This window comes from Jiella flava (assembly GCF_017349315.1).
GTDB classification, from domain to species: Bacteria; Pseudomonadota; Alphaproteobacteria; order Rhizobiales; family Rhizobiaceae; genus Jiella; species Jiella flava.
This window is the reverse complement of record NZ_JAFMPP010000002.1, coordinates 1-17,414: the sequence shown is the minus strand read 5'-3', so window position 1 is coordinate 17,414 and position 17,414 is coordinate 1. Positions and strand designations below refer to the sequence as shown.

The 17,414-nt window shown below is 63.0% G+C and carries 14 protein-coding genes and 1 pseudogene; 6 read left to right on the top strand and 9 right to left on the bottom strand.

The features are described from left to right. The first annotated feature begins 251 nt into the window (after positions 1–251). On the top strand, positions 252–1,490 hold the full coding sequence (locus tag J1C48_RS02760) for a DUF2778 domain-containing protein (protein ID WP_207256149.1): 1,239 nt from the start codon (positions 252–254) through the stop codon (positions 1,488–1,490). A 377-nt stretch (positions 1,491–1,867) separates the two neighbouring features. On the opposite strand, the gene J1C48_RS02755 is transcribed toward J1C48_RS02760, so the two are convergent. The 5 genes from J1C48_RS02755 to wrbA all read right to left on the bottom strand — a co-directional run bounded on the left by J1C48_RS02755 (position 1,868) and on the right by wrbA (position 6,345). Then, complete coding sequence (locus J1C48_RS02755; protein WP_207256148.1) at positions 1,868–2,422, bottom strand: helix-turn-helix domain-containing protein; 555 nt, start codon at positions 2,420–2,422, stop codon at positions 1,868–1,870. 114 nt (positions 2,423–2,536) lie between these two features. Next, positions 2,537–3,928, bottom strand: a complete 1,392-nt coding sequence (gene gor, locus J1C48_RS02750) for a glutathione-disulfide reductase (RefSeq protein WP_207256147.1) — start codon at positions 3,926–3,928, stop codon at positions 2,537–2,539. A gap of 222 nt (positions 3,929–4,150) precedes the next feature. Beyond that, positions 4,151–4,723 (bottom strand): DUF2059 domain-containing protein, encoded by a 573-nt coding sequence (locus J1C48_RS02745; protein WP_207256146.1) that lies wholly within the window; start codon positions 4,721–4,723, stop codon positions 4,151–4,153. Between the two features lie 155 nt (positions 4,724–4,878). Further along, positions 4,879–5,574, bottom strand: a complete 696-nt coding sequence (gene rpiA / locus J1C48_RS02740) for a ribose-5-phosphate isomerase RpiA (protein WP_207256145.1) — start codon at positions 5,572–5,574, stop codon at positions 4,879–4,881. A 171-nt stretch (positions 5,575–5,745) separates the two neighbouring features. Continuing rightward, complete coding sequence (wrbA, locus tag J1C48_RS02735) at positions 5,746–6,345, bottom strand: NAD(P)H:quinone oxidoreductase (protein ID WP_207256144.1); 600 nt, start codon at positions 6,343–6,345, stop codon at positions 5,746–5,748. A 239-nt stretch (positions 6,346–6,584) separates the two neighbouring features. On the opposite strand from wrbA, the gene J1C48_RS02730 reads away from it, so the two are divergent. After that, positions 6,585–7,325 carry a competence/damage-inducible protein A gene (locus J1C48_RS02730; RefSeq protein WP_231081544.1) on the top strand — a complete coding sequence of 247 codons (741 nt, stop codon included), beginning with the start codon at positions 6,585–6,587 and terminating at the stop codon, positions 7,323–7,325. 228 nt (positions 7,326–7,553) lie between these two features. On the opposite strand, the gene J1C48_RS02725 is transcribed toward J1C48_RS02730, so the two are convergent. Then, the gene (locus J1C48_RS02725) at positions 7,554–7,943 is read right to left on the bottom strand and encodes a DoxX family protein (RefSeq protein WP_207256143.1); all 390 of its coding nucleotides are present in this window, start codon (positions 7,941–7,943) and stop codon (positions 7,554–7,556) included. 218 nt (positions 7,944–8,161) lie between these two features. Here J1C48_RS02725 and gpt point away from each other — a divergent pair, with 218 nt between their 5' ends. Further along, on the top strand, positions 8,162–8,662 hold the full coding sequence (gene gpt, locus J1C48_RS02720; protein ID WP_207256142.1) for a xanthine phosphoribosyltransferase: 501 nt from the start codon (positions 8,162–8,164) through the stop codon (positions 8,660–8,662). Positions 8,663–8,674: 12 nt separating this feature from the next. Here the strand turns inward: gpt and J1C48_RS02715 are convergent, their stop codons facing one another. Further along, positions 8,675–9,760 carry a sensor histidine kinase gene (locus J1C48_RS02715; RefSeq protein WP_343217681.1) on the bottom strand — a complete coding sequence of 362 codons (1,086 nt, stop codon included), beginning with the start codon at positions 9,758–9,760 and terminating at the stop codon, positions 8,675–8,677. A gap of 580 nt (positions 9,761–10,340) precedes the next feature. Between J1C48_RS02715 and J1C48_RS02710 the strand changes: the two genes are divergently transcribed. The 3 genes and pseudogenes from J1C48_RS02710 to J1C48_RS02700 all read left to right on the top strand — a co-directional run. Then, on the top strand, positions 10,341–14,246 hold the full coding sequence (locus J1C48_RS02710) for a vitamin B12-dependent ribonucleotide reductase (RefSeq protein ID WP_207256140.1): 3,906 nt from the start codon (positions 10,341–10,343) through the stop codon (positions 14,244–14,246). Between the two features lie 436 nt (positions 14,247–14,682). Beyond that, a complete protein-coding gene (locus tag J1C48_RS02705) occupies positions 14,683–15,177 on the top strand; it encodes a hypothetical protein (protein ID WP_207256139.1) in 495 nt (164 codons plus the stop codon). A gap of 320 nt (positions 15,178–15,497) precedes the next feature. Further along, positions 15,498–15,716: pseudogene (locus tag J1C48_RS02700) on the top strand (transposase); the annotation flags it as partial. Positions 15,717–15,728: 12 nt separating this feature from the next. On the opposite strand, the gene thiD reads toward J1C48_RS02700, so the two are convergent. Both thiD and J1C48_RS02690 read right to left on the bottom strand, forming a co-directional pair. Next, a complete protein-coding gene (gene thiD / locus J1C48_RS02695) occupies positions 15,729–16,550 on the bottom strand; it encodes a bifunctional hydroxymethylpyrimidine kinase/phosphomethylpyrimidine kinase (RefSeq protein ID WP_207256138.1) in 822 nt (273 codons plus the stop codon). A gap of 558 nt (positions 16,551–17,108) precedes the next feature. Next, the coding region (locus tag J1C48_RS02690) for a hypothetical protein (protein ID WP_207256137.1) at positions 17,109–17,414 on the bottom strand (306 nt) is incomplete at its 5' end.

Here is a 17,414-nt window from a genome sequence, read left to right as displayed (position 1 = left end):
CATGGACGTGATGGGGGATGCGGTTGACCGCGATCAGCTTTGAGGGGGTTGTCCCCGCGAGGCATAAGCCTTTGCGGGGGACCAAATCCGTTCTACGCCGAAGCGCGTGGATCGGAACTGTCGCCTTGTCGGCATCGACAGTGTTCGCCACGGTGTCATTGTCACATCATCCGGCCGCCACGCAGGACGGCCTCAGCCGACGCAGCGCTCTGGTCGCCGCGGAAAGGCGGCTGGCAAGCGATGGGCCGACGATGTTCAGCCGCTTGGCCGAGGATGATCGCGTCGGGCGAGTGTTCCACAGCGATCAAAACGCCGACCGCGCCGAGCGCGGCGCGCGCGTGTTCGTCCGCGTCGCATCGGCGGAAACATCTGAGCGGCGGGCGAAGCGCCCCATCACTTGGCTGACCCAGACCGCCGATGCCGGCACCGATCGGTTCGGCTTCCATCAGATTTCGCCGGAGCTCGCCGCCAAGGTCGCCACAGCCGCGAGCCAGGAGCGTCCGGTCGCGCCGCCGCAAAACTCGACCGCAGCATTGACCCAGCTTGCCTCTTACGAGCCGCAGCAGCCGACCGGCAATGCCGCGCCGACCGTTGCCGCATACGCCGCCGTCGAGACGCCGGCCAATGTCCCTGTGCCATCCTTCCGCGAGGCGGTCGAAGCCTCCAACGCCGTCGACAACCAACGTTCGACGCCGGAAGACGACGGCGTGCCGACCCTCATTGCGATCCCGGCCGAGCGGCCGGAGCACAACGTCGACAAGGGTGTTGAGGTCGCAAGCCTCGAGCCGCAGGACATGCCGGCTCCGGCCGACACAGACACCGACGCAGCGGCCACACTCGTCGTACCGCTGCCGGAGGACCGGCCGGATTATCAACCGGAAGTGACCGCAACGCCCGAGCCGAAAGCCCGCCCCGAGGCCCGGCGTCAGCCCGAAAAGCCTGAGCAGCCCGCGCCGCGGGTTGCCTATGCGCCGCGCCCCACCGTTCCCACTCCGGAAAGCCCGAGCGACAGCGGTTTCGGCGGCTTCTTCCACAAGCTGTTCCAAGGCGGCAGCACTCGTCTTCCAGCTGCCGGCAGCGGCATCGCGGTCTACGACATCTCGGCGCAAACCGTCTATCTACCCGGCGATCGTCGCCTCGAAGCTCATTCCGGCCTCGGCCAAATGCAGGACAATCCGCGCTACGTCGATCAAAAGATGCGCGGACCCACGCCGCCCAACATCTACAATCTAAGGATGCGCGAAGCCCGCTTCCACGGCGCCGAGGCGATCCGCTTGCTGCCGGCCAACGGGCGTAAGAAGTTCAATCGCGACGGCCTGCTCGCTCACCCCTATATGTATATTGGCGGCGGCGGCCGCTCGCAGTCGAATGGCTGCGTGGTGTTCAAACACTATGATCGCTTCCTCGAAGCCTTCAAACGCGGCCAGATCAATCGCCTGATCGTGGTCAAAAGCCTCACCGATCTGCCGACTTATATGGCGGCGCTCTAAGTCTTTGAATTGACGCAACGTGCTTTGCCGAAAATCGATTCCGATTTTCGAACCGATGCTGTAGCCCCGATCGGCTCAGACGCTCACTCCGGCTTCACCCGGTGCGGCGAAAACGGCAGATCGGCCAGTTCGCGCTCACCCATCTGTAGCAGATTCGGATGACTCAGAGGATTTCGCCGCCAGAGTTCTTCAACGCTCGCATCCGCTTTTGGCTCAGCCGGCGTGACAGCGCGATGACGCGGCAGCACGGCACGGCACCATTCCCGTGCAGCGGATAGGGTGAGCCGCAGGATTGGGCAGCAAGACAATGACTTTAACGACGTCGACATGCCGGCGATCGTATCGAGATCACCCCATGCGACAACGGACGAAATATTTTATTCTGCCGCCCGTGCCCCATCCCTGACGAGCCGCGCCATCGTGCCGTTCGACAGCGGAATGCGGGTCCAGATGATCGTGCCGGCGCCGATCCACAGCGTTTCACAGTCGTGAAACCGGGTTTGAAACGCAAATTCGCCCGATCCCGCCTCATGCCAGCCGCTCCCGGCAAGCGCCGCCTCAGCCCTCATGATATCCGCCGAAGCAAATCGCCAGAGCGAGCGGCCGCGCAATGTCTCCAGCCCGACGCGCCAGGCCGCCATGCGCGCCGGCGAGGCCGCCAGCAGGCGGTGCGAGAGGTCGCAAACGAGATGCATCGGCTCGGCCGCGCCGGCGACAAGGTCGAGCAGCGCTCTGTCCGAGTCCGAATCCGGCTGCGCGCCCACCATCCGCACCAGCGTCGCCATTTCACGGTCGGACATCTTGCCCTGGCCCGACTCCCATCGTGACACAGTCGTCTGCGAAACGCGCAGCGTCTCAGCGATGGCGGTCTGCTTGATATCGTTCAGCCGCCGCCAGCGCCGCAGCGCGCGGCCCAAGGATGACGGAGACACGGGAAGTTCGAGGGACATGGCAATCGCAGCGTTGCGTTATAAAACGATGTCGCGCATTGCCAGCGGCGCCGTCAAGCCTTCGAAGAACAGGGTCGCTCGCGCCGCTGCCGTGGCTCAGACGCGCTCGCCGCCCGTCACCCGGTAGCTCGGCTCGTACATGGTGACGAGTTCTTCCGCGGCGGTCGGATGCACCGCCATGGTGGCGTCGAACTGGTCCTTGGTCAGCCGCGCCTTCACCGCGATGCCGAGGACCTGTGCCAGTTCGCCGGCATCCGGGCCAAGGATATGGGCGCCGAGGACGACGCGGCTCTCGGCGTCGACGATCAGCTTCATCAGCATTTTCTCGTCGCGGCCGGACACGGTGTTCTTCATCGGCCGGAAGGAGGCGCGATAGACCTCGATCGTCTCGTGGCGCTTGACCGCCTCGGCCTCGGTGAGGCCGACGGTGCCGATCTCCGGCTGCGAGAACACCGCAGTTGCGATGCTGTCGTAATCCGGCTTGGTCGGTCTGTCGCGATAGAGCGTGTCGATCAGGCACATCGCCTCGTGGATCGCGACCGGCGTCAATTGCACCCGGTTGGTGACGTCGCCGATGGCATAGATGTTGTCGACATTCGTCCGCGAGTAGTCGTCGACCTTAACCGCACCGCGCTTGTCGAGTTCGACGCCGGCCGCCTCGCAGCCGAGATTTTCGGTGTTGGGCGAACGGCCGATCGCCAGCATCACCTGATCGGCAATCATCACATCGCCACCTTTCAACGTTGCCGCGAGCGTGCCGTCGTCGCGCATCTCGACCTTTTCGAAAGTGTCGCAGCAATGGATCCGCAGGCCCTTGCGATCCATCGTCTGGTGCAGTTCGTGGCGCAGATCGTCGTCGAAGCCCTGAAGGATTTCCTGGCCGCGATAGACCATCGCGGTGTCGACGCCGAGGCCGTGGAAGATATTGGCAAATTCCACCGCGATATAGCCACCGCCGAGGATCACGATCCGCTTCGGCAGCTCTTTCAGATGAAACGCCTCTTCTGAGGTGATGCAATGCTCGGCGCCGGGCAGCGCGGGAAAGTGGTTCGGCCGCCCGCCGGTGGCGATCAGGATCGTCTCGGCGGTGACGGTGCGGCCGGACTTGAGCAACCGGATCTCATGCGGCCCCTCGAACACCGCGCGATCGGTGATCACCTCGGCGCCGGCCTTGCCGGCATTGCTCTGATAGAGGCCCTCGAGGCGCTCAATTTCCTTGTCCTTGGCCGCCATCAGCGTCGGCCAGTCAAACCGCGTCGGCCCGCCGATGGTCCAGCCGTAGCTCTTTGCGTCTTCGAAGGCTTCGGAAAATTGCGAGGCGTAGACGAACAGCTTCTTCGGTACGCAGCCGCGAATCACGCAGGTGCCGCCGAAGCGGTATTCCTCGGCGATCGCCACCGTCTTTCCGAGTTGCGCCGCCCGCCGCGCCGCGCGGACGCCGCCCGAGCCGCCTCCGATGACGAAGAGATCGTAATCATATGCGCTCATAGCGGGCCTCGGTTCGTGGGACTGGCTCCAGCATCGGCCCGAACATCGGAATCGATTTTCGGCAAAGCCCGATGCGTCGACTCAAGAAGATAGCAGGTTTTTGTGCGCCCCATCGGACGCACGGCGCTGACCGCCGCACATCGATCGGCCTGCCCGATCACAGGCCATCCGACATCGGGCAGCACGGCTGCTACACCGCAGCCGCCGTGCTCGCCCTGCTCGCTACTTCGGCTGACCGGCCTTCGGTGCCTCGCCCGTCATCTGGCTGAAGTCGTCGAAGGCGGCCTGACGCAGATCGCGCGCGATGCCGTTGCTCCAGACCTGCGCCGCGCCGATCATCTCGCGGGTCGCCTGCGGGCCCTGCTCCAGAAGCTTCTTGCCGGCCTCGGAATTGTAGAACTGGGCGATCGCCTTCAGCTCGTCCTCGGTGAACAGCTTGGCATAGGCCCGGGCGATCTCGGTCTCGAGCGCGGCCCGGCGCGGCGCGAGCTTCAGCGCCTCCGCGTCGACCATGTCGGAGATCTTCGCCTCCATGTCGGGGCGATTGGCGATCAGCTCGGATTTGATCTGGGTGGCAGCGTTGGGCAGGATCTCGTCGAACTGATCGGTGGCGTGAATCGCTCTGATCGCCGCACGGGCGGCCTGCAGATGGCTGGGGCTGACCTCATCGGCCGCGGGCTGCGAGGTTTTGCCGGCCTGGCCGCCGGACTGCTGGGCGTTCGCGACCGCCGGCAGAAGCAGCAGCGCGGTTGCGGCCGCGAAAACGCCGCGGCGCATCGACTGACTGAAGATCATCTGTTGCTCGTCTCCGTTGTTACTATACCCGCCGGAGCAGGTCCGCCGCCCAATCCGGCTTGGCAAGAGCCTCGTCCTTGGTGGCTCGTGCATCTGCCGACTAGCGCCTCATCGGCGACCTACCGGCTCGGACCGAATGGTGCAAGGTTCATCGCTCAGACTGTCAGGTGGCGCACGGTGTCGGCGCCAGCCACCAACGCCTCCTTCGCAAGCCCCAGAAACAGCCCGTGCTCGACCACCCCCGGCACATCGTGAAGGGCTCTCGACAGCGCTTCTGGATCCGGAATGCGGCCAAAGGATGCATCGAGAATGAGGTGCCCGCTGTCGGTAATGAACGGATCCTCGCCGGTCCGGCGCAGGGTCAGTTCACCGGACAGGCCAAGGCCGTCGGCTGCCTCTTGGATGGCGAGATAGGTCGCGACCATGCCGAAGCCGTTGATCTCGATCGGCAGCGGAAACGCGCCGAGCGTCTCAACTGTTTTGCTCTCGTCGGCGATCACCAGCATGCGTTTCGATGCCGCGGCGACGATCTTTTCGCGAAGTAAAGCACCGCCGCCGCCCTTGATCAGACGCAGCGCGCCATCGAGTTCGTCGGCGCCGTCAATGGTCAGGTCGAGCTGCGGCAAGGTCTCCAGCGTCGCCATCGGGATCGATAGTTCACGGCAAAGTTTCTCGGTACGCTCCGACGTCGCAACGCCGATGACGTTGAGGCCTGCCTGCACTTTATCGGCGAGCACGCGGATAAAGGCCTCCGCCGTCGAGCCCGTGCCGATGCCGAGGCACATACCGTCCGTAACGTGATCGAGCGCTGCCTCGCCTGCCGCCCGCTTCAGTTCCTCCGCACTCGCCATGATGTCTCTGCCGTTCCTTTCGTGCTCTGCGCAGTGCTCTACAGCATCGGCCCGAAAATCGGAATCGATTTTCGGGCCGATGCGTCGACACAATCAGAGTGCGCGTCCCTTGTGCATCCTGTCGGACGCATGGCGCACTCACGGCCGGCAGCGCCGAGGACGACAGCGATCTCAGCCGGCGATCTTCGCGGTGATCTCGGCGGTATGCTTGCCCTGGAAGCGGGCACCGTCGAGTTCGTTCTGGCTCGGCTGCCGCGAGCCGTCGCCTCCAGCGATGGTCGAGGCGCCGTAAGGGGTGCCGCCGGCGATCTCGTCCAGGGCAACGAGGCCGCCATAGGCATAGGGCAGACCGACGAGGATCAGGCCATGGTGCAGGAGCAGCTTGTGGGCCGAGAGAAGCGTCGTTTCGTTGCCGCCATGCTGAGAGGCGGTCGAGGTGAAGGCTCCGCCGACCTTGCCGATCAGCGCGCCCTTGGCCCAAAGCGGACCGGTGCGGTCCCAGAACGCCTGCATCTGCGACGACATGTTGCCGTAGCGGGTCGGAACGCCGACGATGATCGCGTCGTAATCGGCGAGTTCTTCAACCTCGCAGATCGGATATGGGTGGTCGGTCTTGAAATGCGCCGCCTCGACGATCTCGGCCGGCGCAGTCTCGGGAACGCGCTTGATGTCGACGCTCGCCCCCGCACTTTCGGCGCCTTCTGCAACGGCCTTCGCCATCGTCTCAATATGACCGTAGCTCGAGTAATAGAGTACCAGGACCTTTGCCATCCGTCTCGCTCCTTTAAATTTCTTCGCTTCCGGTTGTCGGGAACGTCGACCACGACATAGGCGAGCAAGCCGCCGCTGGCTTCTTATTTTGCAGCAACGCACCGTCACGCTCGGCGCGACAATCGGCGTGCGGAGGCGGTCCGCCGGCCAGGCTCTTGCTTTTTTCCGACACCGCCCCGCTTACTCGCAAATCGCCGCGACGCCTTGATCAGCGTGGCGTATCATCGTCGGAGCCTTCTATGTCACCTCAAACAGCAACCGCCGCCATGCTCGCGATCGGCGACGAGCTCCTCTCCGGCCGGACCAAGGACAAGAACATCGGCCATCTCGCCGAAGTGATGACGGTGGCGGGCATCGATTTGAAGGAAGTGCGCATCATCGGTGACGAGCCGCACATGATCGCCGATACAGTGAATACACTGCGCCGCAGCTACGATCTCGTCTTCACCTCCGGCGGCATCGGCCCGACCCATGACGACATCACCGCCGACGCGATTGCTGCGGCCTTCGGCCTGCCGGTGATCGAGCATCCCGAGGCGATCGCGCGGCTCGGCAGTCACTACGCGGCGCGGGAGATGGAGTTCACCCCGGCCCGCCGACGCATGACGAGAACCCCAGAAGGCGCCAGCCTGATCGACAATCCGGTTTCGGTCGCACCCGGCTTTCGCATCGACAATGTCTTTGTCATGGCCGGCGTGCCGAGCGTCTTTCAGGCGATGCTCGCCAGTCTCGCGGACACACTGCCCGTCGGCACGCCGCTGAAGAGCCGAACGATCCCCTGCCTGTTTGGCGAGGGGGACATCGGCGATCCCTTGAGTGCGATCGCCAGGGCCCACCCCGACGTAGTGATCGGCTCCTATCCGAAGTTCGACGGCACAGGCTATTTTAACGAGATCGTCGTGCGCTCTCGCGATGAGGCGGCCCTGGACGACGCGGCATCAGCGGTCGACGCGATGCTTGCCGCGCAGGCGTCCCGCTGACATTGCGTTCAACGCGATCCCGGTCATGCCATCAGCCCGAAAACCACGGCGGCTTTGGGTCCGATGGCATGATCCAGAAATATCGATGTCTCGGATCTCCCGTAGAAGAGCCGAGGATTTCGCGCTCCAGCATCGGCCCGAACATCGGAATCGATTTTCGGCAAAGCACGATGCGTCGATTCCAAGGGTGAGAGCGACCTTTCTGCGTCCGATCGGACGCAGGGCGCTCTAGGCTGAACCCTTGCGTGCTGCGTCGAAGCTGATGGCACCGGCGCCGGCGAAGACCAGGAACAGGAAGATAAAACAAAACATAATCGCCGCATCGCCCTCGTTGTTCACCGGGAAGAAGCTCTGCGGCGCATGCGCCATCCAGTAAGCGAAGGCCATCTCGCCCGAGCAGATGAAGGCGACGACCCGGGTGAGCAGACCGGCGGCGATCAAAAGTCCCCCAACCAACTCGATGATGCCGGCGGCACCGTAGATCGACATCAGCGGAACCCCGGCATGCGCCCCTCCGGGGAAGCTCAGGAGCTTCTGCGTGCCGTGCTCCATAAACAAAAGGCCTGAAACGATACGCAACAGCGCAAGTGCATAGGGTTGGTAGCGGTTGAGTTCCATGGTTCCGTGATCTCTTTCACTGTCAGGGAGGACGATGATCAATATCCGGCCGTCCAGCCGCTGACCAGATTTGGTCAGTTGACAAACCGTCTCGAAACGCCGCCCAATCCTGCGCTGAACTGTCATAATCGCCCCAAGAATGACGCGAGCGCCGGTTGCGCTCTTGCGACGATGGATCTATCGGAGCGCTTCATTTTTGCCGATCAGGAACCTGCGCGATGTCGATGGTCGAAAAGTCGTTTCCCGTGTCCTGGGATCAATTCCACCGTGATGCCCGGGCCCTTGCATGGCGGCTCGCCAGCGTGCAGCCGGAGGGATGGCGGGCGATCGTCTGCATTACAAGGGGCGGCCTCGTGCCGGCCGCGATCATCTCGCGCGAACTCGGCATCCGTCTGATCGAGACGGTCTGCGTCGCCTCCTATCATGACTATAGCGAGCAAGGTGAACTGCAGATTCTCAAAACGATCGATGAAAAGTTGTTGACGGACGAAGGCCGCGGCATCCTGATCGTCGACGACCTGACCGACACCGGCAAAACCGCCGGCGTCGTGCGTCAGATGCTGCCGAAGGCGCATTTCGCCACAGTCTACGCCAAACCGAAGGGCCGGCCGCTGGTCGACACCTTCATCACCGAGGTCAGCCAGGACACGTGGATCTTCTTCCCCTGGGATCTCGGCCTGTCCTTCCAGGCGCCGATCGGCAAGGGCACGCCTGGCTGATCGAACGGGCCTTCAGGCAGCTTTTTCGTTCAGCCGCACCGTTGCGGTAAAAAGGAATCCGCCGGGAATCATCTCGCGGGACATCTCACCGCGCATCTGCCGCAGAACGAGGGTTTCGAGCAGCTCGGTACCGAACCCCAGGCCATTGGCCGTGTTCGCCGCCACCGGCGGCGGCTCGGCGCCGAACCACTCCTGCCAATGGAAGGTCAGCGCGGCATGGGCCTCGCGCTCGGAATTTTCCCAGCGCATCGCCACGCCGCCCTTCACCTTCGGCGACAAGGCCCCATGCTTCGTCGCATTGGTGGCGAGTTCGTGAATGATCATCGACACCGACACCGCATCGTCCTTGCCGACGACGACCTCCGGCCCGTCGATCCAGACATTGGTGCCGATACCGAAATGCTGCAGCTCGGCGGTCACGATATCGGCGAACAGCGCCCCCTTGCCGTCGCGATCGGCCAAAAGCGACTGGGTCTTGGCGAGCGATGCCACCCGTTCCAGAAGATCGACCCGGATCTCGGACGGGGTTTGCCCTTCGCGCACCGACAACAGAATGATCGCCTGCACCGTCGACAGCGAATTCTTGATCCGGTGCTCCATCTCCCGCGACATCAGGAAGGCGTGTTGTTCGAGCCGCTTGCGCTGCTTGACCTCCTGGCGAAGGACAAGCTCGGCGGCAAGCATCGCCAGCAGCTCCTCGAGCCCCTCGCGTTCGGACTGCGACCATTGCCGCGGTGCGGAATCGACCGCACAAAACGAGCCGACGACCGAGCCGTCCGGCAGACTGACTGGCATTCCCATATAGGCACCGATTTTGAGTGCAGGCGCGGACGGGCTCGCGGCAAATCTCGGGTCGTGGGCGACGTCATTGCTGATCACCGCCTCGCCCGAATCGACCACGAACCGACAGAGCGACTCCGACCGCCCGGTCACGCGCAAACCATTAGCGTCTCGCGCCTCCCCCTTGGGCAGGCCAATTTCGCTCTTGAAAACCTGTCTTTCGCCGTCGAACAACGAGATGTAGCTCGCCGAAACGCCGAGCATTCGCGTGGCCAGGCGGGTAATGCGATCGAAGGCTTCGTCTTGTCCGGTCGCCACAAGATCGGCGACAGAGAGTCTCCACGTCGATTTTTCAGAGCCGGACAATCACGGTCCTTCCACACTGACCGGAAACGACGGGGTGATTCTAATCGAAAACGGGCCTTACCGTTAACCGATTCCGTTGTTTTCGACGGCAATTTTCATCAAGTCGAAACTAGGTATGCAAACCGCTGCATTTCAAGGCATTGGCCCGCCTGAAGATGAGCTTGTACACAGTTTGTCCATCCCTTGCGGGTCGGGTGTGACCCGGCTGCCATTGCTCCCCCCCCCAGACTCGCCTTACCGTTAAAGGAAGCTCGGGAAGGCCGTGTGCGTCGCTCTCGACGAGGGCTGCGATGGCGGTCCCCAACAGGCTCGGCAAATTCCGTTGATAACTTGGCCGAGCGCATAAAATTCGTCTTATCAAGCTTCGCTTAACCTTCACGAACCACTATATGTAGGGTCACCAGACGGCCGCGCCACCAAATGCGGGTTTGGTTCACGACTTCAGGGGGTTGCGGGTGCGATATCGTCGGGGGACGATTCGATCACTTTAGCGCGAATTGAACACGACCAATCGGGGATAGGTTTTATGGGCATGACATTCGAACGCCGTTACACCACGTCCGGCGAAAGCCCTTACAAATCGATCGCCTTCCGTAAGGCGACGAGCGAGATCAAGAATCCCGACGGTTCGATCGTGTTCCGGCTGGAGGGGATCGACGTCCCCGAACAATTCAGCCAAGTGGCGAGCGACATTCTCGCCCAGAAATATTTCCGCAAGGCGGGTGTGCCGACGCGTCTGAAGAAAGTCGAGGAACATGACGTTCCGTCTTTCCTGTGGCGCTCGGTCGCCGACGACAAGGCGCTCGCCAAGCTGCCGGAAGACGAGCGGACCGGCTCGGAAATGGATGCGCGTCAGGTCTTCGACCGGCTGGCCGGTACCTGGACCTATTGGGGCTGGAAGGGCGGCTATTTCCAGACCGAGAACGATGCCCGCGCCTTCCGCGACGAACTCGTCTATATGCTCGCCACCCAGAAGGTCGCGCCGAATTCGCCGCAGTGGTTCAACACCGGCCTATTCTGGGCCTATGGCATCGACGGCCCGAGCCAGGGCCATCATTATGTCGACTACCGCACCGGCCAGTTGACACGCTCGGCCTCGTCCTACGAGCATCCGCAGCCGCATGCCTGCTTCATCCAGTCCGTCGCCGACGATCTCGTCAATGACGGCGGCATCATGGATCTGTGGGTGCGCGAGGCGCGCCTGTTCAAATACGGCTCGGGAACCGGCTCGAATTTCTCGCATCTGCGCGGCGAAGGCGAAAAGCTGGCCGGCGGCGGCAAGTCATCCGGCCTGATGAGCTTTTTGAAGATCGGCGACCGGGCGGCCGGCGCGATCAAGTCCGGCGGCACCACCCGCCGGGCGGCCAAGATGGTGGTGGTCGATATCGATCATCCGGACATCGAATCCTACATCAACTGGAAGGTCCGGGAGGAGGAGAAGGTCGCCGCTCTCGTCACCGGTTCCAAAACTGTCGCCAAGCACCTGAAAATCATCCTGTCGGCCTGCATCAATTGCGAGGGCCCGGACGGCGACTGCTTCGAGCCGATGAAGAACCCGGCGCTGAAGCGCGCCGTCAGGGATGCCAAGAAGGCCCAGGTTCCGGAGAACTACGTCAAGCGCGTCATCCAGTTCGCGCGCCAGGGCTACACCGACATCGAATTCCCGGTTTACAACACCGACTGGGACTCCGAGGCATACCTTACCGTATCGGGCCAGAATTCCAACAATTCGGTCTCGCTCACCGATGACTTCCTGCGTGCCGTCGAAAACGACGAAGAGTGGAATCTGGTGCGCCGCACCGACGGCAAGGTCCACAAAACCGTCAAGGCCCGCGAGCTGTGGGAGCAGATTGGCTATGCGGCCTGGGCTTCGGCCGATCCGGGCCTGCACTTCAACACCACCATGAATGACTGGCACACCTGCCCCGAGGCCGGTGCGATCCGGGCTTCCAATCCGTGCTCGGAATACATGTTCCTCGACGACACGGCCTGCAATCTCGCTTCGCTGAACCTTATCCAGTTCCAGGAGAGCGTGAAGGGCGAAGGCGGCAAGGAGACCAAGCGCTTCGACACGGCCGCCTTCGAGCACGCCGTCCGGATCTGGACCGTCGTTCTCGAAATCTCCGTCCTGATGGCGCAGTTCCCATCGAAGGAAATCGCCCAGCGCTCCTACGACTACCGCACCCTCGGCCTCGGCTTCGCCAATATCGGCGGCCTGCTGATGACCTCCGGTATCCCCTATGACTCAAACGAAGGGCGGGCGATCTGCGGCGCCATTTCAGCGCTGATGACCGGCATCGCCTACAAGACCTCGGCCGAGATGGCGGCGATCCTGTCGCCATTCCCGGACTATGAGCGCAACGCCGAGGCGATGCTGCGCGTCATGCGCAATCATGCCCGCGCCGCCCATGGCATCGCCAATGGCTACGAGGCGCTCGCCGTCGATCCGGTGCCGCTCGACCACGCTTCGTTGACCGACAAGCGCCTGTCCGGCCGCGCCAAGGTCGCCTGGACGGAAGCCGTCGAACTCGGCTCCAAGAACGGCTACCGCAACGCCCAGGTTTCGGTGATCGCTCCGACCGGCACGATCGGTCTCGTCATGGACTGCGACACCACCGGCATCGAGCCGGACTTCGCGCTGGTGAAGTTCAAGAAGCTCGCCGGCGGCGGCTACTTCAAGATCATCAACCGCGCGGTGCCGGACGCCCTTCGCACCCTTGGTTATCCGGAGAGCCAGATCGCCGAGATCGAGGCCTATGCGGTGGGTCACGGCAATCTGAACCAAGCGCCGTCGGTCAACCCGGGGACGCTGAAGGCCAAGGGCTTCACCGACGAGCACATCGCCACCTTGAACGCGGCGCTCGGTTCGGCCTTCGACATCAAGTTCGTGTTCAACAAGTTCACCCTCGGCGAAGCCTTCTGCAAGGATGTCCTCGGCTTCAGCGATGCGCAGCTCAACGACTTCTCCTTCGAGATGCTGCCGGCGCTGGGCTTTTCGAAGAAGGACGTCGAGGCCGCCAACATCCATGTCTGCGGTGCGATGACGCTGGAGGGCGCGCCGCATCTGAAGGACGAGCATCTGCCGGTCTTCGACTGCGCCAATCCCTGCGGGCGGATCGGCAAGCGTTATCTCTCGGTCGAAAGCCACATCCGGATGATGGCGGCGGCGCAGCCCTTCATCTCCGGCGCGATTTCCAAGACCATCAATATGCCGAACGAGGCGACGGTCGAGGACTGCACGGCAGCCTACATGTTGTCGTGGAAGCTGGCACTGAAAGCCAACGCGCTCTACCGCGACGGCTCAAAACTGTCGCAGCCGCTGAACGCCTCGCTGATCGCCGACGACGACGATGAGGACGAGACCCTCGAGGAGATCGCCGCCGCCCTCGCCAGCGCCCCGGCGCCGGCCCAGGCGGTGCAGGTCGCCGAGCGGATCGTCGAAAAGATCGTCGAGAAGGTGATACGCGACCGCGAGAAGCTGCCGAACCGGCGCAAGGGCTACACCCAGAAGGCCATTGTCGGCGGCCATAAGGTCTATCTGCGCACCGGTGAGTTCGACGACGGGCGGCTCGGCGAGATCTTCATCGACATGCACAAGGAGGGTGCGGCCTTCCGGGCGATGATGAACAACTTCGCCATCGCCATCTCGCTCGGCCTGCAGTTTGGCGTGCCGCTCGAGGAATATGTCGACGCCTTCACCTTCACCCGTTTCGAGCCGGCAGGCATGGTCCAGGGCAACGAGGCGATCAAGAACGCCACCTCGATCCTCGACTATGTCTTCCGCGAGCTGGCCGTCTCCTATCTCGGCCGGCACGATCTCGCCCATGTCCAGCCGGAGGATTTCGGCACCTCGACGGTCGGCCGCGGGGTGGCCGGCGACAAGCCAGCACCGCTGCCGATCTCGTCCGGCATGGTGCGCGGCCAGACCGCGAAGTTCCGTCTGGTCTCCTCGGCTGAGCCGGTCGGATCGGCCGAGGCACCGGCCAAGGCCGCACCGGTGACGACGCTCGCCCGTGCCGCGAGCCCGGCCAACACCTCAACCAAGGCGGCCCCCGCAATTACGGCGACGCCGGCCAGCGCTGCCCGGACCGGCACGCCGCTGACGGCGCTTGGCGGCAATCAGGCGACGGCCTTCAAGCGCGACTATGAGGCGGCGCCCGCCCCCCTCGACGTCGAACCGCTGAACGCTCTGGCCCCGGTCGCCGACACCTCGCCGGCCCAGGGCCTGTTCGACCAGCCGCTCGCCTATGCCGCGAACGACAAGGACGCCGCCAACGTCTTTGAAGCGCCGAAGGCCTCCAGCGCCGAGCGCCGCCAGGTGGCGATGATGAAGGGCTACACCGGCGAAAGCTGCTCTGAATGCGGCAATTTCACCATGGTGCGCAACGGCACGTGCCTCAAATGCGACACCTGCGGCTCGACGAGCGGCTGCAGCTGAGGCCTCTTCTGCAAGTCTGTGTCGGGTTCGCAAAGGATGGCGTGAATCACGTTGAAAATGCCTCGATGCGCTTAATCACCTGCCCTGATGCGTCACCGGATCTCGCTCTGCGTCGCAAAGGTTCGCTCGTGATCGCATGAAGTTCGCTCACCCGGTCGACAGTCGGGTTTGCGCTTGGAAAGGAAAGCTCCTGCGCGCCGATCGGCGCGCAGGAATGAACCGAGAAACGAAAGGTGAATCCGATGACTGAGCAGCGTCCATCCCGTCCAGGAGCCCTCAGGCCCTCGCAGCCGAAGCCCGGAGCAACAAATGACCAGAGCCGGGGAACTACCTCTCAGAACCTTCAGCAGGCGCTTCAACAGGCGCGACCGAAGCCTGCCTCCGGGGGCGCCGAGGCGAAAACCCAGAGTCCAAGGTTTAGAGATAAAGGGAAGTGATGGAGTTGCCGACGCTGACCGAGGCCGGGGTGTGGGGGAGCATCGTCTCCGGCCTCGCGGCGGCGGTCGCCCTAGGTTTCAACGCGAGGATGCTGGCGCTTCAACAGAAGTCGAACGACGCCACAACCCTCTTCGCCGTCGTGGCGAACATCCGCGAAGCAGAGACTCGACTGACCGCGTCGGTTGTCGAGCCGATCGCATTCAAGGCGGAGCTGAACAACTACCTCAACCTGCTCGAGACGTTCGCAGCCGCAGTGAACCACAAGCTTTTCGGGAAGAGCACGCTCTGTATCGCAACCGACCGCTTGATCACCGATCTCGGGATGCTGCTCTCCGACGAGACCACGAGGGAGCAGATCAGGGGAGCCGTCACTTCGGACGAGACCTTCAGCGAGCTGCGGGCCTTTTGGCGAAGGAACCGAATGAAGGTGAACGCCGCGATCGAAGCTCATTCGAAAACTCCCGATGATCACACAGACCACCAAGCCGCATAGCGACAGGAGCGCCGATGGCGACCAGACCGAAAAAGTCTGGAGCGAGCCTCTCGGTTTCCGAGCGGAAGACTAGCCGCAAGGCGATCCCCTACAACACGCGCGCGCTCCTTTGGGCCCGCGCTGCTGGCCGTTGCCAGTATGCCGGATGCAACAGGTCGTTGATCGGCGATCTCCTTTCCGGTTCACCCAACGCCAACCTCGCGGCGATCGCCCACATCGTCGCCGACTCGGTCCATGGTCCGCGTGGCGATGCGGTCCTCTCGCCGAAGCTCGAAGTCGCCATCGAAAACCTGATGCTGCTCTGCGATGTGCACCACAAGGCGCTCGCCGAACGGGGCGCCTGGCGCCTGCTCTTGCCGAAATACTCGCCCGACCTCAATCCCATCGAAATGGCTTTCGCCAAGCTCAAGGCCCTTCTGCGCAAAGCCAAAGCCCGGACCACCGACGACCTCTGGCGAGCCCTCGGCGATATCTGCGACCTCTTCGAGCCCGACGAATGCTGGAATTATTTCAAGACCGCAGGATATGTTGCCGATTAATCGCCCGACGCTCTAGTTCGCGAAGTGACCCGCGTCTGTCCAGAGCCGATGGAAATGGTGCAGCGGCCCATGCCCGTGCCCGACGTCAAGCACGCCGCCCGTGGCAAGCGCTCCGTGCATGTAGGTCTTGGCCGCGCGCACGCCGTCCTCGACCGAAAGATAGGACAGGAGCGCAGCTATCGCGGCGGAGAGTGTGCAGCCGGTGCCGTGATCGTTGCGCGTGTCAATGCGTGGAGCCGACAGCTCGATGGTTCGTGAAGCGCCATGTAGGAGATCGACGCTTTCAGCCGACCCATTCAGATGCCCGCCCTTGAGCAGAACCCATTCCGGACCGAGCTTGTAGAGTTCTTCAACCCGCACCCGCATCTCTTCCAATGTCCATGTCGGCGCAGCGTCAAGCAGAACGCCGGCTTCGGGCAAGTTCGGCGTCATGACCGTCGCCAGAGGCACCAGAAGGGTGCGTATGGCGGACACCGCGTCGGGCTCCAGAAGGTGATCGCCGCTTTTTGCGACCATCACTGGATCGAGCACTATGTTCCTTGCCCCATGACGGCGAAGCCGCTCCGCGACTACCTCGGCTATGCTAGCGTTCGCCACCATGCCGATCTTAACCGCATCGACCCGAACGTCGTCGAAAACAGCGTCGATTTGATCTGCAACGAAACCGGGATCGAGCGCGGTGAAAGCGCGCACGCCTTGCGTGTTTTGCGCAACTACGGCCGTAATCGCGGCCATCGCATAGGTTCCCAGGGCGGAGAACGTCTTAATATCGGCATGAATACCAGCACCGCCTGTGGGATCGGTGCCAGCGATGCTGAGCACATTGGCAATCATAGGATAGCTACCTTCCTTGCGTAATCCTTCGTTCGCCGCGGACACCTCGAGCGGCACGAGTCGCCCGGCCAATCCGGTTGGCGAGTTGGGGCAGGTTTCGTAGGACGGCGCTGCGATTGTGCGCCGACCAGACGGCCGAGAACGGCACCGGCTCAGGTTCATCCAGAAGCGGCAGGAACACCACACCCGGAGGCCGCATCAGCGTGTGCGCGTCGCCCGCGATCGTCACCCCATATCCCTGTGCGATCATCGACAACAGCGAGCCGCTCTCGACGGCGAGAGGCAGGATCGAACGGGAAAGCCAACGCGACCGGCGAGACGCAATAGGATATGGTCACACACTTGCGGCCCTGTGCCGCCGTGCCGGACTGTCCGTTGTCAGGTTTTTTGGGACAACTCCAACTCGCGGCTGAACTTCCTTCTCTGCATTCCAACTCTCCAGTTCCGTTAGAGCGGAATGCGATAAACTGGAATCGCCATTCCGCTCTAAGCCATTGTTTTGCCGCATGATGTGACCCGAAAAGTCATGCAACTTTTCGGCACCATGCTCTAAACACCTTATCTCGGTGTCCACGAAACCGGCAGCAGGCCATCCTTTTTCATCCGCGCAATGACGGCCTTGCCGGTTTTTGATTTTTTCCCCGGTGTCTTTCCAAGATAGCGCTCTCGCAATGATAGCTTGCGTGTACTCCTTGCGCCTGCGCTGCCGTCCTCGCTCGCTCTTTGAACTCCGGGCTGTTCGGCATTGCGTGTGGCCGAGGCCTCCGCATCGGCGAGATCATCGCCCGCAGACGCCGCGGCGCGCCCTTCTGCCTTCGCCGCCGCCGATCCAGCGGCAATCTCGCCGGACAGGCCCTGGCCCGT

Excerpts from the sequence above, each read along its gene's own strand:
- rpiA (WP_207256145.1), bottom strand. The coding sequence starts at position 5,574 with ATGGCGAGTGCGGAGGAACTGAAGCGGGCGGCAGGCGAGGCAGCGCTC.
- J1C48_RS02705 (WP_207256139.1), top strand. The coding sequence starts at position 14,683 with ATGGAGTTGCCGACGCTGACCGAGGCCGGGGTGTGGGGGAGCATCGTC.
- J1C48_RS02730 (WP_231081544.1), top strand. The coding sequence starts at position 6,585 with ATGTCACCTCAAACAGCAACCGCCGCCATGCTCGCGATCGGCGACGAG.
- wrbA (WP_207256144.1), bottom strand. The coding sequence starts at position 6,345 with ATGGCAAAGGTCCTGGTACTCTATTACTCGAGCTACGGTCATATTGAG.
- gor (WP_207256147.1), bottom strand. The coding sequence starts at position 3,928 with ATGAGCGCATATGATTACGATCTCTTCGTCATCGGAGGCGGCTCGGGC.
- J1C48_RS02760 (WP_207256149.1), top strand. The coding sequence starts at position 252 with ATGTTCAGCCGCTTGGCCGAGGATGATCGCGTCGGGCGAGTGTTCCAC.
- J1C48_RS02745 (WP_207256146.1), bottom strand. The coding sequence starts at position 4,723 with ATGATCTTCAGTCAGTCGATGCGCCGCGGCGTTTTCGCGGCCGCAACC.
- thiD (WP_207256138.1), bottom strand. The coding sequence starts at position 16,550 with ATGATTGCCAATGTGCTCAGCATCGCTGGCACCGATCCCACAGGCGGT.
- J1C48_RS02710 (WP_207256140.1), top strand. The coding sequence starts at position 10,341 with ATGACATTCGAACGCCGTTACACCACGTCCGGCGAAAGCCCTTACAAA.
- gpt (WP_207256142.1), top strand. The coding sequence starts at position 8,162 with ATGTCGATGGTCGAAAAGTCGTTTCCCGTGTCCTGGGATCAATTCCAC.
- J1C48_RS02725 (WP_207256143.1), bottom strand. The coding sequence starts at position 7,943 with ATGGAACTCAACCGCTACCAACCCTATGCACTTGCGCTGTTGCGTATC.